Annotated in this window: 13 protein-coding genes; 11 read left to right on the plus strand and 2 right to left on the minus strand. The window is 61.2% G+C overall.

Annotation, left to right across the window (positions count from 1 at the left end; genetic code table 11):
- The first annotated feature begins 9 nt into the window (after positions 1–9).
- Positions 10–2460, plus strand: coding sequence for a GcvT family protein (locus WA237_RS17170; protein ID WP_336099096.1), 2451 nt, complete (start codon positions 10–12; stop codon positions 2458–2460).
- 125 nt (positions 2461–2585) lie between these two features.
- On the opposite strand, the gene WA237_RS17175 is transcribed toward WA237_RS17170, so the two are convergent.
- The gene (locus tag WA237_RS17175; RefSeq protein ID WP_336099097.1) at positions 2586–3080 is read right to left on the minus strand and encodes an Lrp/AsnC family transcriptional regulator; all 495 of its coding nucleotides are present in this window, start codon (positions 3078–3080) and stop codon (positions 2586–2588) included.
- Between the two features lie 184 nt (positions 3081–3264).
- On the opposite strand from WA237_RS17175, the gene WA237_RS17180 reads away from it, so the two are divergent.
- The 4 genes from WA237_RS17180 to ehuA all read left to right on the plus strand — a co-directional run bounded on the left by WA237_RS17180 (position 3265) and on the right by ehuA (position 6331).
- Positions 3265–4113, plus strand: a complete 849-nt coding sequence (locus WA237_RS17180) for a transporter substrate-binding domain-containing protein (RefSeq protein WP_336099098.1) — start codon at positions 3265–3267, stop codon at positions 4111–4113.
- Positions 4114–4178: 65 nt separating this feature from the next.
- Positions 4179–4844 carry an ectoine/hydroxyectoine ABC transporter permease subunit EhuC gene (gene ehuC, locus WA237_RS17185; protein WP_336099100.1) on the plus strand — a complete coding sequence of 222 codons (666 nt, stop codon included), beginning with the start codon at positions 4179–4181 and terminating at the stop codon, positions 4842–4844.
- 3 nt (positions 4845–4847) lie between these two features.
- Entirely contained in the window at positions 4848–5513 is a 666-nt protein-coding gene (gene ehuD, locus WA237_RS17190; RefSeq protein ID WP_286909056.1) for an ectoine/hydroxyectoine ABC transporter permease subunit EhuD, read from the plus strand.
- Between the two features lie 2 nt (positions 5514–5515).
- A complete protein-coding gene (gene ehuA, locus WA237_RS17195) occupies positions 5516–6331 on the plus strand; it encodes an ectoine/hydroxyectoine ABC transporter ATP-binding protein EhuA (RefSeq protein WP_336099103.1) in 816 nt (271 codons plus the stop codon).
- Between the two features lie 33 nt (positions 6332–6364).
- Here the strand turns inward: ehuA and WA237_RS17200 are convergent, their stop codons facing one another.
- Positions 6365–7249, minus strand: a complete 885-nt coding sequence (locus WA237_RS17200; RefSeq protein WP_336099104.1) for a LysR family transcriptional regulator — start codon at positions 7247–7249, stop codon at positions 6365–6367.
- Positions 7250–7371: 122 nt separating this feature from the next.
- On the opposite strand from WA237_RS17200, the gene WA237_RS17205 reads away from it, so the two are divergent.
- From WA237_RS17205 to WA237_RS17230, 6 genes are read left to right on the plus strand one after another with little or no spacing between them, the layout of a single operon-like run.
- Positions 7372–8514, plus strand: a complete 1143-nt coding sequence (locus WA237_RS17205) for a M24 family metallopeptidase (RefSeq protein WP_336099105.1) — start codon at positions 7372–7374, stop codon at positions 8512–8514.
- Positions 8514–9308 (plus strand): maleate cis-trans isomerase family protein, encoded by a 795-nt coding sequence (locus WA237_RS17210; RefSeq protein WP_336099107.1) that lies wholly within the window; start codon positions 8514–8516, stop codon positions 9306–9308. Before WA237_RS17205 ends, WA237_RS17210 begins: the two co-directional genes overlap by 1 nt.
- 22 nt (positions 9309–9330) lie before the next feature.
- On the plus strand, positions 9331–10602 hold the full coding sequence (locus WA237_RS17215; protein WP_336099108.1) for a sarcosine oxidase subunit beta family protein: 1272 nt from the start codon (positions 9331–9333) through the stop codon (positions 10600–10602).
- A gap of 12 nt (positions 10603–10614) precedes the next feature.
- On the plus strand, positions 10615–10899 hold the full coding sequence (locus WA237_RS17220) for a sarcosine oxidase subunit delta (protein WP_336099110.1): 285 nt from the start codon (positions 10615–10617) through the stop codon (positions 10897–10899).
- Positions 10896–13847, plus strand: coding sequence for a sarcosine oxidase subunit alpha family protein (locus tag WA237_RS17225; RefSeq protein ID WP_336099112.1), 2952 nt, complete (start codon positions 10896–10898; stop codon positions 13845–13847). The genes WA237_RS17220 and WA237_RS17225 overlap by 4 nt, the downstream gene beginning before the upstream one ends.
- Positions 13840–14460, plus strand: a complete 621-nt coding sequence (locus WA237_RS17230) for a sarcosine oxidase subunit gamma (protein ID WP_336099114.1) — start codon at positions 13840–13842, stop codon at positions 14458–14460. The genes WA237_RS17225 and WA237_RS17230 overlap by 8 nt, the downstream gene beginning before the upstream one ends.
- Positions 14461–14466: the final 6 nt, after the last annotated feature.

The raw sequence follows: 14466 nt of genomic DNA on the forward strand, positions 1-14466 counted from the left end.
CACTCTGTCATGGCTAAACAAATTCCCTCTCACGCTCAGGTCGTCATCATCGGCGGCGGCATTCACGGCTGTTCCGTGGCCTATCACCTAGCGAAAGAGGGCTGGAAGGATGTGGTCCTTCTTGAACGCAAACAGCTGACGTCGGGCACTACCTGGCATGCGGCCGGTCTCGTCGGTCAATTGCAGGGCAGCCATGCCACCACCGCCTTTGCCAAATACGGTATCGAGTTGCTGCAGGAGATCGAGGCCGAGACCGGCCAGAACCCGGGCTATCGCCGCTCGGGGTCGATTTCGATCGCGGTCAATGACGAGCGTCACGCCGAGCTCAAACGCAAGGCGGATTTTGCCCGGCTGTTTGGCATCGAGGCCCATGCCATGTCGACGGAAGAAATCAGCGAACGCTGGCCGCTGATGAACCCGGAGGGGGTGCTTGGCGGGATTTACATGCCGAGCGACGGCTCGGCTAACCCGATCGACCTGACCCAGGCGCTGGCCAAGGGGGCACGCATGCATGGTGCGCAGATCTTCGAACAGATCAAGGTCGAGGAGGTGCTACTCGAGAACGGCAAAGCGACAGGTGTGCGCACCAGCGAGGGCACCATTCGCGCCGATGTCGTGGTCAATTGCGGTGGCATGTGGGCCCGCGAACTCGGTCAGCAGAGCGGGGTCGGCGTGCCGCTTCATGCCTGTGAGCATTATTACCTCGTGACCGAGGCGATCCCGGATCTGCCCGCGGATTTGCCGGTTCTGCGGTCCTATTGCGATGGCACCTATTGGAAGGAAGATGCCGGCAAACTGCTGTTTGGTTTTGCCCATTTCCATGCCAAGGCCTGGGCCGAGAAAGGCATTCCCGAAGAGTTCGAATTCGACAGCCTGCCCTTTGTCGAAGATGATGTGATGGATGTGCTCGAGCTTGCGATGAACCGGGTTCCGCTGTTGCAGGAGACCGGCATCCGCACCTTCTTTAACGGGCCGGAGAGCTATTCCTACGACGGGCGTTTTACCCTCGGGCAGGCACCGGATATCGACAATTACTATGTCCTCGCCGGGGTCAATTCGACAGGCATTCAATCCGGCCCCGGTGCCGGTCGGGCGCTGGCGCAGTGGATCATGAAGGGGCATCCGCCCATCGATCTGTCGGAGATGGACCCGGCGCGCTGCGAGGCGTTTCAGGCGCGTGATCCCTATCTGCGCGAACGCTGCCCTGAGACGCTCGTTCTCACCTATGCGATGCATTGGCCACACCGCCAGCGCGAGACCGCGCGCAACCTGCGCCGGACACCGTTTCACCATGCGCTCAAGGCGCGTGGCGCCTGTTTCACGGAAGTGCAGGGCTGGGAACGTCCGGGCTGGTTCGCGCGTGAGGGCATGACCCCTGAGTATCAGTATAGCTTCTATCGTCAGAACTGGTTTGACTGTGCTCAGGAAGAGCAAAAGGCCGCTCGTGAGGCGGTGGCGATGATCGATTATTCCATGCTGGGCAAGCTGATGGTCGAGGGGCGAGATGCCGAGAGCTTTCTTCAGCGGGTGTGCACCAATGACATGGCGATGCCGGTGGGCAAAGTGGCCTATACGCTGATGCTCAACCCGCGAGGGGGCATCGAGAGCGACGTAACTGTGGCCCGCCATGGTGACGAGGCCTTTATGGTGATGAGCTCGATTTCGCATACGCGTCGCGACTATCTGCACCTGCGGGATCAGATTGCCGAGGGCGAAGACGTGCGGTTGCGTGATGTGACATCTGCCTATGGGGTTCTGGGGTTGATGGGGCCGAAGAGCCGGGAGGTCCTCGCCGAAGTGTCGGATATCGACCTGTCAAACGAGGCCTTCCCGTTCAACAGCCTGCAGCGGTTTTACGTCGGTCACGCAGACGTCTTCGCGCAGCGTCTGTCTTATTCCGGCGAGCTTGGCTGGGAGATCTTTGTGACCCCGGATTTCGCCGAACATGTGTTCGAGGTGCTGGAGGCGGCGGGCGAGGCGCATGGGCTGCGGCTCATCGGTGGCGAGGCGCTCAATGCGTTGCGGATCGAAAAGGGCTTTGTCCATTGGGGCCATGACATGGCCTATACCGAGGCGCCGCATCAGATCGGCCTGGGCTTTGCCTGCAAGCCGAAGAAAAGCATCTCCTTTATCGGGCGCGATGCCTATCTGGCGCGCAAGGACGAAAACAAGGGGCCGTTCCTCCTCTATCTCAAGCTCGAAGAGCCCGAGCCCCTTCTGCACCACAACGAACCGGTTCTGCGCGACGGGCAGGTGGTGGGTTATGTCACCGCCGGGGCCTATGGTGCGACGCTCGGTTCGGCGGTTGGGCTGTGTCTGATTTCGCCTGCGGATGACGGAAAAGGGAAAGTCGGTCTGGCCGAGGGGGCCTACAGCGTGCTGGTCGAGGGGCGCGAAGTCCCGGCCACTGTCAGCCTCCAGCCGTTTTACGATCCGAAAAACGCGCGAATGTTGAGCTGAGGCGACGGTGGTCAGCGGGGCGGGCGGCCGATGCCTTCCGCCTGCCGGCCATCGGAGTATGTGACAGAGGCGAGGACCAAGTTGAAGGGTCCGTCACAAAGGGGAGATGGCCGGTGAATACGGTCTCACAGGATGTCGAGGGATACCTTGACCCGATCCATGACGATGGAGGATGTGAATTTGTTCACGTTGGATTCGTCAAAGAAACACTCTTGGGTGAATTCCTCGTATTCCTTGATGTTATTGACCACGACAACAAGGATGAAATCGGCCTCTCCGGTCGTGTAGTAGCATTGCTGCACCGCTGGCACATTGCGCATCTTGCGTTTGAAATTCTCGAGATGCATGCGGTTCTCGCGCTCCAGCATGACCTGAACAATCACGGTCATTTCGCGGCCGAGCTTGGCCGGAGAGAGCACCGCGATCTCGTTCTCGATCACGCCGCTTTCGCGCAATTTCTTGAGCCGTTTCTGCACCGCGGGCGGCGACAGACCGATGGTCTGACCGAGCGTTTCGGCGGTCATTCTGGCGTTCGACTGAATCAACTTCAGGATTTCGAGATCTTTATCATCCATGACGCGATTAAAGTCGCTGACAGAACGTTTGACAATATAATTCATCACAAACGCAGAAATATTGATCAATTTCGGAATGAAATTTCACCTATACGTTCCTATAGGCATGGCAGGGGAACCCGCAAATTGCGGACCAGTACGGAGAGAGAGCAGCGCCCGCCAGGCCAACGAAAAACAACCGTTGCAGTCCGTACAGCTTGAGTACCGCATCACTTACAAGGAGGATCAGATGCCTATTAATGTACTAAAGACCATCATTCCGGCCGGTATCGTCCTGGCTGGTTCCGCACTTTCGGCAATGGCCGGTCCGTTGATGGACCGGGTCGAAGCCGGCGAGCCCATCCGTATCGGGTTTTCCAACATTCCGATCTTTGGCTATCCGGATGAGAGCGGCGCGCCCAAGGGCTTTGTCAACGACATCGCGATCGGCATTCTGAACGAGATGGGTTACGACAATGTCGAAGCCACCGTGACCGACTGGGGCGGGCTGATCCCGGGGCTGAAGGCCAACCGTTATGACATCGTCACCGGCGGGCTCTACATTCTCAACAGCCGCTGTGAAAACATCTCCTTTTCAGAGCCGATTGCCACCACTGGCGACAGCTTTCTTGTACCGGCTGGCAACCCGAAGGGGCTGAGCAGCTACAAGGATGTGTTGGCCAATGAGGGCACCGTTCTGGCGATGTATTCCGGTGCCAACACCGTCGAGGCCGCGCGCCGCGAGGGTCTGAGCGATGCGCAGATGATGCAGCTGCCCGGGCCGACGGAAACGCTCGCCGCGATGAAGGCCGGCCGCGCGGATGCGGCGGCACTGACATCGTTCGAAGCCGTCTATCTTGCCGATCAGTCCGAAGGGGCGTTCGAGACCACCGATCCCGGCGCGCTGCCGGATTGGACGCAGAACTGGGTCGGCATCGGCTTCCGTTTTGAAGACGAGGATTTCCTGAAAGAGTTCAACGCTGCGCGCGATCGCTATCTTGGCTCTGAGGACATGCTCGCGAAGGTCAAGGAATATGGCTACGTCGAAGCCAACCTGCCGGGCGACACCACCACGGAATGGACCTGCGCCAACCGCTGACCTGAAACCTTGCGGCGGTCCCTGAGGGGCCGCCGCTCAGATCCCCTGTGAAACGGATCTTGCCCATGACCCTCCTCGACTTTCTTGCCCAGTACTGGCCGCGCCTGTTGTCAGGCACAGGGGTGACCATTGCCCAGTTCTTTCTGTCGGCGGCGCTTGGCATTGCGATCTCGCTTGCCATGGCTTTGATGAAGCTTTCGCAGAACCGTGTGATCCGCGGCGCGGCCATCACCTATATCGAGATCTTTCGCGGCACGTCGCTGCTCGTTCAGCTTTACTGGATCTTCTTTGTGCTGCCGCTCTTTGGCGTGAGCATCGACAAGTTTACCGCAGGTTATGTGGCGGTGGGCATGAATATCGGCGCCTATGGGGCCGAGTTGGTCCGGGGCGGCATCCTGTCAGTGCCACGGGGGCAATGGGAAGCGGCGTTGGCCATCAACATGAGCCCTGCGCGGCGGATGTGGCGGATCATTCTGCCGCAGGCGTTGGTCAATATGCTGCCGCCCTGGGGCAACCTGATGATCGAACTGCTCAAGGGTACGGCGCTCGTGTCGCTGATCTCGGTGGCCGACCTGATGTTTCAGGCCAAGCAGATCAATGGCTCGACCTTTCTCTCGGCGCAGGTCTTTGGCACCACGCTGGTGATCTATTACGTCTTGGCGCGGTTCATGGTGACCCCGTTCATGCGCTGGTTGGAGCAGGCCATGGCCCGCAAGCTCGGAAAGGTGTGACCGATGTTTGACTGGAAATGGGAATTTGCCTGGGAGATTCTGCCCCGGCTTCTGGTCGCCACCGGCAACACGCTCTTGGCGGCGGGGGTCGGCTATGCAATCGCTCTGGTGCTCGGGCTCGTCTTCGCGCTGGCGCAGCGCACGCCTTACCGGCCGCTGACCTTTGTGGTGCGGGAACTTGTCGAGTTCATCCGGTCGACGCCGCTGCTGCTGCAGATCTTCTTTGTCTTTTTCGTCGGGCCGCAAATCGGCCTGCGCCTGAGCCCCTGGACGTCTGGGATGATCGCCATCGGTCTGCATTATGCCTGCTACCTCTCGGAGGTCTATCGCGGCGGCATCGAAAGCGTGCCGAAGGGCCAGTGGGAGGCGGCGACCGCTCTCAACATGACCATCGCGCAGAAATATCGGCGGGTGATCATTCCGCAGGCCATTCCGACGGCGCTGTCGGGCATGGGCAATTACCTTGTGGGCATCCTCAAGGATACGCCGATGCTCTCGGTGATCGGGGTTGCCGAACTCATCCATGTCGCAAATGCCATCGGATCGGAGCATTACCGATTTCTCGAGCCGATCACGATGGTGGGTATCATCTTCTTGGCAATCTCCCTTCCGGCAGCGGGCCTGATCCGGCTGTTTGAGGGGCGTGTACGCCGTAAACTGGGATTGTAACTATGCTGGACAAGACTGGCTTTCCTCTCGAAATCACCGGCGACACCAAACCGATGGTAAGCTTTCGCAAAGTGCGCAAATCCTATGGTGCGCTGACCGTTCTCGACGATCTCGATCTCGACATCGCCGAAGGTGAGATGGTGTCCATCATCGGCCCATCCGGGTCGGGCAAGACCACCGTTTTGCGGATGCTGATGACCCTCGAGCAGATTGATGACGGGGTGATCTATGTCGATGGTCAACCACTGACCCATATGCCGAAACAAGGCCATCTGGTGCGGGCGAACGAGCGGCATCTGCGCACCCGGCGGGCCGACATCGGCATGTGTTTTCAGCATTTCAACCTTTTCCCACATATGACGGTGTTGGAGAATTGCATGGAGGGCCCGGTGCATGTGCTGGGCCTGTCCAAGGCGGAGGCGCGCGACCGCTCGGAAGAGCTGTTGGAGCTGGTCGGGATGATCTCGAAAAAGGATCAGCGGCCGTCGCGGCTCTCCGGCGGACAGCAGCAGCGCGTGGCGATTGCCCGTGCGCTGGCCATGCGGCCCAAGGTGATGCTCTTCGACGAGGTGACTTCGGCGCTGGACCCCGAAGTGATCGGCGAGGTGACCAATGTCATACGCAAGCTCGTTTCGGAACATAATCTGACGATGCTCATGGTGACGCATCAGATGGGATTTGCTCGCGATATCTCTGATCGTGTGTGTTTCTTCTATGGCGGCAAGATCGAAGAGCAGGGGCCGCCGGCCGAGCTCTTTGGCAACCCGCAGCGGGAGCGCACTCAGCAATTCCTCAGTGCGGTCAGAGAAGCGGTCTGAGAAGCGGTTCGAGACCGGGAGAAGATCGGCGCGTCAGAGCGGGATCCCGACATCCCTGATCAGGTCGCGGATCTGCTTGGTCAATTGTCCGTTGCGCCAGATGACAAAATAGCTGCGGCCCGTGGCGAGGCGATACGCCTCGAGCGCCACGAGCCGCCCGGCGTCGATCTCGAACCGCAGCACGTCGGGACAGCCCAGCGCGAGCCCCCGGCCACGAATGGCCGTGTCGAGCGTGCTGCCATAGGAGCCCAGATTGACCTTGGTTGCCTGGTCGATTTCCGCATGTCCGGTGAGCGTGGCGAAATCCCCCCAGTTGACCCATTTCGGAGTCAGCTTGTCAAAATCGAGAAGGGTTGCCGATCCGAGATCGCCGGAGCGTCGCGCAACCTCTGGCGCGGCGACCGGGAGCCAGGTTTCCTCGAAGAGGAGCGCGCCGTCCCAGCCCGTCGGAATGTCGGGCCCGTAGAATACCAAAGCATCGGATTCGAGCGCGAAAAGATCAGCATCCTTGTCGGTCGAGGTGAGCGTGACCGGCGCGGCATCGCGTCCGAGCAGGTATTCGTTGATCCGCGGCGTCAGCCAATATTGTGAGACCGCGACATTTGCCCCCAGCGACAGACGACCCGTGCCATGGGTGCGGCGCAGCTGTTGCAAGCATGAGTTGAGGTAATCCAGAGCCTCGCCTGAGTTGGTCGCCAGAACCTTGCCGTTCCGGGTCAGTGAGAGGCGGCGGCCGTGGCGGTCGATGAGGGGCATACCAAGCCAATCCTCCAGCACCTTGATTCTCTTGCTGACTGCGGCCTGGCTTACGTTGAGCTCTTCGGCGGCACGGGTGAAATTGCCGTGACGGGCCACCGCCTCGAAGAACAGGAGATAATCAAGAGGCGGGAGGGCGCGGCGGTAATTTTTCATAACCATAGGCTATCATACTCCCCTACGATATGTCACTTTGGAAAGCGCAGTGGGAAACGTAGTATTTTGAGGAATGCAGCGGCCAGAGACCGGCTGCGATGCCCGTCAACCTTCTTCAGGGAATGCCAATGTTCACCGACCGACTGTCCCGCTTTCAAACGAAACTGGCCGAGGCCGGGATCGATGTTGCGCTGATCACCGATGACGACAACGTTTACTACCTCACCGGTTATTATGATTATCTGCATATGGAATTCGGGCGCCCGACGATCCTCGTGGTGCCCAAAGACGGCGACACGCTGTTGATCACGCCGACCATCGATCTCAACAGTGCCAAGGCCGCGGCTCGGGTGGATCGCATCGCGCCCTGGAACGACGGCATGGGCAACGAATGGCGCGAAGAACTGCCGGCGGCGGTACGAAGTGCCGGGCGGGTGGCCATTGAGCCGGGGCATATGCCGCCGCCGGTACGCAGCTATGTCAACGATCTCGTAGCGGCCGAAAAGATCACCAGCGCCACGCCGATTCTGGCCGAAATGCGGATGATCAAATCGGCAGAGGAGTTGCAGCTCGCCCGCCATGCGGGAGAGGTGGCAACAGCGATGATGCAGGCCGGACGCATGGCGATTGGCGATGGGGTACCGGAATTCGAGGTGGCGATCGCGACATCGCAGGCAGGCACCCGCAAGGCCGCTGAACTGTTGGCTGCGCATTACGATGACGGGGACATGTCGCCCAACACCCATTTCCTGCAGATCATGGCCTCGGGCAAGGATATCGTGAAGACGCATCACCGCGCGTCAACCCGTATCATGCGCAAGGGCGAGCCGGTGTTTCTGTGCTTTTGCGGGATGACCAATTTTCACCGCTTCAAGCTCGGGTTTGACCGGACATTCTGGATTGGTGACGCGGCCCCCGACCAAGTGGCGGTCTATGAGGTGGCCGTGGCGAGCCAGAAGGCGGCGCTCGACGCGCTGCGGCCCGGCGTGACAGCCGAGAGCGTTCACGCGGCCTATGCCGAGGTGATCCAGGAGGCGGGTCATGAATACCCGTTCCGCTGTGGTCGTGCGACCGGGTTCAGCTTTCTCGAGGCGCCGCAGCTGGTGACGGGGGACACCACGGTGATCCAGCCCGGCATGGTTCTCGCGGTGGATGGCTCGGTTTCGGTCGAGACATTCCGCGCCCAGGTGGGCGACAGTTTCATCATCACCGAAGACGGCTGGGAACCGCTGACATCCCATCCGAAATCCGTAGACGAGGTCATTCTCTGATGTTCCAGCCCGGTCAAACCATCCAGTCCAAGCCCCGCAGCCCCGAGATGAACGCAGGGCGTCATCATCGTGCCAAGTTGGGCTTTATCCTGATGTCCACGGACCCGAGTGCCGAGGCAGATTTCAAGGACATGGCACCCGAGGGTGTCGGCGTCTACATCACGCGTCTGAAAACCGACGATCACACAACGAATGAAACGCTGGCCCGTCATATCGAGCATATGGCGGACGCCGCCGCGCGCATTCAGCCCGAAGCCAAGCCGGATGTCGTCAGCTACAGCTGCACCAGCGGCTCCATCGTGATCGGCGAGAACCGCATTTTTCAGGAAATCCGCAAAGGTGCACCCTGGGCGCAGCCCATGTGTCTCGTGCAGGGGGTTCTGGATGCGCTGCATGAGCTGGGCGCGAAAAAGCTCGTGGTGGGCACGCCCTATCTGGACGAGATCAACACCGCCGAAGCAGAGTTTCTCGTCGAACGCGGATTTGACGTGCTGGACATTCAGGGCCTTAACATCGCGAGTGGCTGGGACATGGGTCTGGTCACCCCGGCCTATTGGAAGAAATTTGCGCTCGAGATCGACCAGGCGGAGGCGGATGTGATCTTTCTCAGCTGTGGCGGGGTGCGGTCGCTGGAGGTCGTTGAAGAGATCGAACAGGCCACCGGCAAGCCGGTGATCACCTCGAACCAGGCGCAGATGTGGTCCTGCCTGCGACGGGCCGGGATCATGGATGAGCTCGAAGGCTTCGGACAGATTTTCAAACATCCGGGCCGGGTGCTCAAAAGCACCGTCTGAAACACCGACAAGGCAATATTAAATGACCCGATTTTCCGGATGGAATGTCCTTTGGCAGGGGATGACCGGCCAAAAGGGCTGGTCTCGGCAATGGCGCGACCCGCAACCGAAGTCACATTACGATGTCATCATCGTGGGCGGCGGGCTGCATGGTCTTGCCACCGCCTATTACCTGGCCAGGAACCACGGCATCCGCAATATCGCGGTGCTGGAGAAGGGCTGGCTTGGGGGCGGCAATGCCGGGCGCAACACCACCATCGTGCGGTCCAACTACGCCCGGCCCGGCAACCGGGAATTCTATGAGCATTCGCTCAAGCTCTGGGAAAACCTGAGCCACGATCTGAACTATAACGTGATGTTCAGCCAGCGATCCCATATCGCGCTGCTGCACAGTCCGGGGGCCATTGATGGCGCGGCGCGCAATTATAATACCATGCGGCTTACCGGCACGCCGGATGCCGAGATATGGGATCTGGACCGGCTGAAACAGGCGGTGCCGCATCTCAACTATGCGCCAGATGCCAGATTTCCGATCATGGGCGCCGCCGTTCAGACACGGGCCGGGACAGCGCGCCATGATGCCGTGGCCTGGGGCTATGCGCGCGCGGCGGATCGGGTCGGCGTCGATATCGTGCAGAACTGTGCGGTCACCGGGGTTGAGCGCACGGCGGGGCGGATCACTGCGCTGAACACGTCGAGAGGTCGGATCACGGCGGGTAAGGTCGGGTTCGCCGTTGCGGGCAACACGTCGCGCCTGTGGAGCATGGCCGGGCTCGGGCGGTTGCCGATTGAGTCACACAAACTGCAGGCCTTTGTGTCAGAGCCTCTCAAACCGCTGCTTGATCAGGTGGTCGTCTTTGGCATGGGCGGGGCGCATTTCTACATCTCGCAATCCGACAAGGGCGGGATGGTCTTTGGCGGCGATCTCGACTGGTACAAATCCTACGCCCAGCGCGGCAACCTGCCCATCGTACAGGACGTGGCCGAGGCGGCGATGTCTGTCATGCCCTGCCTTGGCCGGGTCAAACTGTTGCGACATTGGGCCGGGGTGGTCGATATGTCGATGGATGGCAGTCATTTCATCTGCCGGACGCCTCTCGACAATCTCTATCTCAACACCGGCTGGAACTATGGCGGGTTCAAGGCCTCACCGGCGTCGGGGTGGTGGTTCGCCGATCTCATCGCCAATGAGCGCCCTGCGCCGATGATCGCCAATTTCGATCTCAAGAGATTTGAGCGCGGCCTTCAGATTGATGAGCGCGGCGCCGGTCCCGATCCCAAATTGCATGGATGAAGTGAGTTTAGCATGATCCGGATTTCCTGTCCTTTCTGTGGCCCGCGTGACCATGCCGAGTTCAGCTATGGCGGCGACGGCTCGATCACCTACCCGGCGTTGGATGCGCCGCTTGAGGCATGGCACGACGCGGTGTTTCTGCGCGAGAACATCTGTGGCCGACAGGTGGAGACATGGCAGCATGTGCATGGCTGCCGTCTGTGGCTCAAGGTCGAGCGGGACACGATGACCCATGAAATCTACAGCGTCACCCCGGCCCAAGCCGCGCTGGCAAAAGTTCTGGAGGGCGGGGCATGACCGTAAGGCGTCTGGACCAAGGCGGGCGGATTGATCGCGCCAGGCCCCTTAATTTTCGCTGGGATGGCAAGGATCTCACGGGCTATGCCGGGGATACGCTCGCCTCTGCCTTGATGGCGAATGGCGAAACCGTGCTGGGGCGCTCGTTCAAATATCACCGGCCGCGTGGCATCATGTCCGCGGGTGTCGAGGAATCCGGTGCCATCCTGTCTGTCGGCCAAGGCGCGCGGCAAGAGCCCAACGTCAAGGCGACGATGCAGGAGCTCTTTGAAGGGCTCGAGGCCCGAGGGCAGAATGCCTGGCCCAATGTGCGGCACGATCTGGGGGCCGTAAACGGTCTGTTTGGTCGCTTTCTCGCGGCGGGGTTCTACTACAAGACTTTTATGGGCGTGCCGCTCTTTGACTGGGGACGGGGCACCGGGCTGTGGATGAGATACGAGACGTTGATCCGCAAGGCCGCCGGTATGGGCCGGGCGTCACGAGAGCCTGATCCGGACCAATATGATCATGCCCATGCCTATTGCGATCTGCTGGTGGTTGGGGCTGGACCGGCGGGGCTGCGTGCGGCGCTGACTGCGGCAGAGGCCGGGCGAGACGTGATCCTGGTTGAACAGGATTTCGAGCTTGGTGGTGATTTTCTCAATGATCCGGCGACTGAACCAGAGCGTGCTGCGTTGGTTCAGTCGATTGCGCGGGCTGGTGTGCGGGTGATGACGCGAACCACGGCCTTTGGGCTCTATGACACGAGTGTTGCGGGGCTTGTGGAACGTGTGACGGATCACCTTTCGGCGCCAGCGACCTATCTGCCACGACAGCGGTTTTGGACCGTGCGGGCCGCGGCCACGGTGCTTGCGACCGGAGCGTTGGAACGGTCTGTGGCCTTTGGCGGGAATGACCGGCCCGGGGTGATGACCGCCAATGCCGGGCGCAGCTATCTCAACCGCTTTGGTATTTTGCCCGGGGCGCGGATCGTAATCGCCACCACCAACGACAGCGTCTATGCGGCGGCAGGCGAACTCACGGCAGCGGGGGCGGAGGTGACCATCGCCGAGGCGCGGGCTGAGCCCGGTTGTGACCTGCCTTCTGGCGTTGCTTTGCGCACGGGCGTTGCCCCGTTGGAGGCCCAAGGACGGGGCAGGATACGCGCCCTGCAGTTGGCGCGATCCAACGGGACGGGGTGGCAAGCGGCGGGGCGCGAAACCTGCGACCTCTTGCTGGTGTCGGGCGGTTGGTCGCCGGTCGTCAACCTCGCATCGCATCGGGGGGTCAAACCCGAATGGGACGCCGAACAGGCCTGTTTTATCGCCGGTGACGGCGACGAACCCGTCTACATGGCAGGGTCCGCGGCCGGGGTTTGGAGCCGCGAGGCCTGTGAAACCTCGGGTGTGGAAGCCGCCAAGCGGGCCATGGGCGTCGCGTCCAATCCGCCAGCCGCCGGTGGTTGGGCGGCACCGATCAAGCCGCTCTACGAGGTGCGGCTGCCGGGGCGCAAGACCAAGGCCTTTGTCGATCCACAACATGACGTGACCAGTTCGGATGTGCGTCTGGCGCATCAGGAAGGCTTTGTCTCGGTCGAGCATCTGAAACGCTACACCACACTGGGCATGGCCACGGATCAGGGCAAGATGGGAAATATCATTGGCCTCGCACTGATGGCCGAGGCGTTGGGCAAGGAGATCCCGGCGGTGGGCACCACGCGCTTTCGCCCACCTTATACGCCGGTGGCCATAGGGGCTTTGGCCGGACGCAACGTTCATGGCCATTTCAAACCGCTGCGCCGCACGCCTTTGCATGATTGGAACCTGCGGCAGGGTGCGACCATGACCGACGCCGGGCTTTGGCACCGGCCATGGTATTTCGCCGAACCCGGCGAAACCCTCAACGATGCCTATGTGCGCGAGGCGACGATTGTGCGTGAGACCGTGGGCATCTGCGATGTGAGCTCGCTCGGCAAGATCGCTGTCCAGGGGCCGGATGCGGCGGAGTTTCTCAACCGCGTCTACACCAATGGCTTTGCCAAGCTGGCGATCGGCAAGGCGCGGTATGGGATCATGTTGCGCGATGACGGGATGGTGATGGATGATGGCACCACCTGGCGGCTCGGCGAGAGCGATTTCCTGATGACGACCACCACGACAAACGCGGGGCGGGTCATGGTCTGGCTGGAGGAGTTGTTGCAGCTTCGCTGGCCCGACCTGAAGGTTCATCTCACCTCGGTGACCGATCAATGGGCTGGCGTGTCGGTCGCGGGTCCGCAATCGCGCACGGTTGTGGCGGCCTGTCTGCGCGATCCGGATAGTGTTTCGCATGAGACGCTGCCCTTCATGGGCGTTGCGCGGGTGGTGCTGCGCGACGGGACCGAGGGGCTGATCGCCCGGATCAGTTTCTCCGGGGAATTGGCGTTCGAGCTCTATGTTCCAGCCAACCACGGAGCGGCGATGATGGAGCGGCTGTGGATCGTGGCGGGCGGTCATAAAGGCTGTCTTTATGGTCTGGAGGCGCTAGGGACGTTGCGCATTGAAAAGGGCCATGTGACCGGGGCCGAGCTCGACGGTCGGGTGACGATCCGCGATGCGGGGCTTGGCGGCATGGCCTCGACCAAGAAATCCTATATCGGCAAGGTGTTGCAGGATCGACCCGAGTTGCAGCAACCGGATCGGCCGCGCCTCGTCGGTATCCTGCCGAAAGATCGCAGCAAGACGTTCAATGGCGGGGCGCTGCTCTGCAAGCCCGAAGCGCTCAGCGGATTTGGCGAAGGCTGGGTGACAGCGGTGACCCATTCGCCTGCGCTCGGCCATTGGATCGGGCTGGGCTATATTTCGGGCGGCCCTGATCATTGGACCGGGCAGCCGGTCTTGGCCGCAGACCCGGTGCGCGGCGCGCCGGTCGAGGTCGAAATCGTCTCTCCCCATATGTTTGATCCTGAAGGAGTAAGGATGCATGGCTGATCAGGTGACAGCATTGCGGGTCTATCATGATCTGGGCGAAGAGGCCGCCGGGAGTGGCCGGCCCGGCCCAGCTGGGGTGAGCCTGCGGGAAGTGTCAGGCTTTTCGCTGACCCAGTTCGCGTGCTGGCCCGACACATTGATCGAGGTTGGCGCGATGGCGGCGCGGGCCGCGGGCTGTGACGCGGCGCCGGGACCGGGACAGGTGGCAACGGGGGCGCGGGGAAGTTTGCTCCGGGTCGAGCCGCTGAAATGGTGGTTGATCCGCGAGGCAGACAGCGCGCCTATCGCGGACATGCCCGCCGAGCTCGGCGCGGCACTCGAACTCTCTTCGGCCCGGACATGGGTGCGGGTCGAGGGGCCGGAGGCGAGCAGGTTGCTCAACCATTTCTTGCCTCTCGACCTAAGGCCAGATGCGTTTCCGCGTGACCGCGTGGCGTCGACGGCGTTTCATCATGTCGGCATCACCCTCTGGCGGAGCGGAGGGGCGTTTGAACTGGCCCTGCCACGCAGTTTTGCGGCCTCGCTCTGGAAGCTCCTGGTCGACAGCGCCCGGCAATACGGATTGGTCACAGGGGAAGCCGCATATGCGCTTGCGGATGGAGGTGAGAAATGAGTCCAC

This window comes from Roseovarius sp. CH_XMU1461 (assembly GCF_037027165.1).
GTDB classification, from domain to species: Bacteria; Pseudomonadota; Alphaproteobacteria; order Rhodobacterales; family Rhodobacteraceae; genus Roseovarius; species Roseovarius nubinhibens.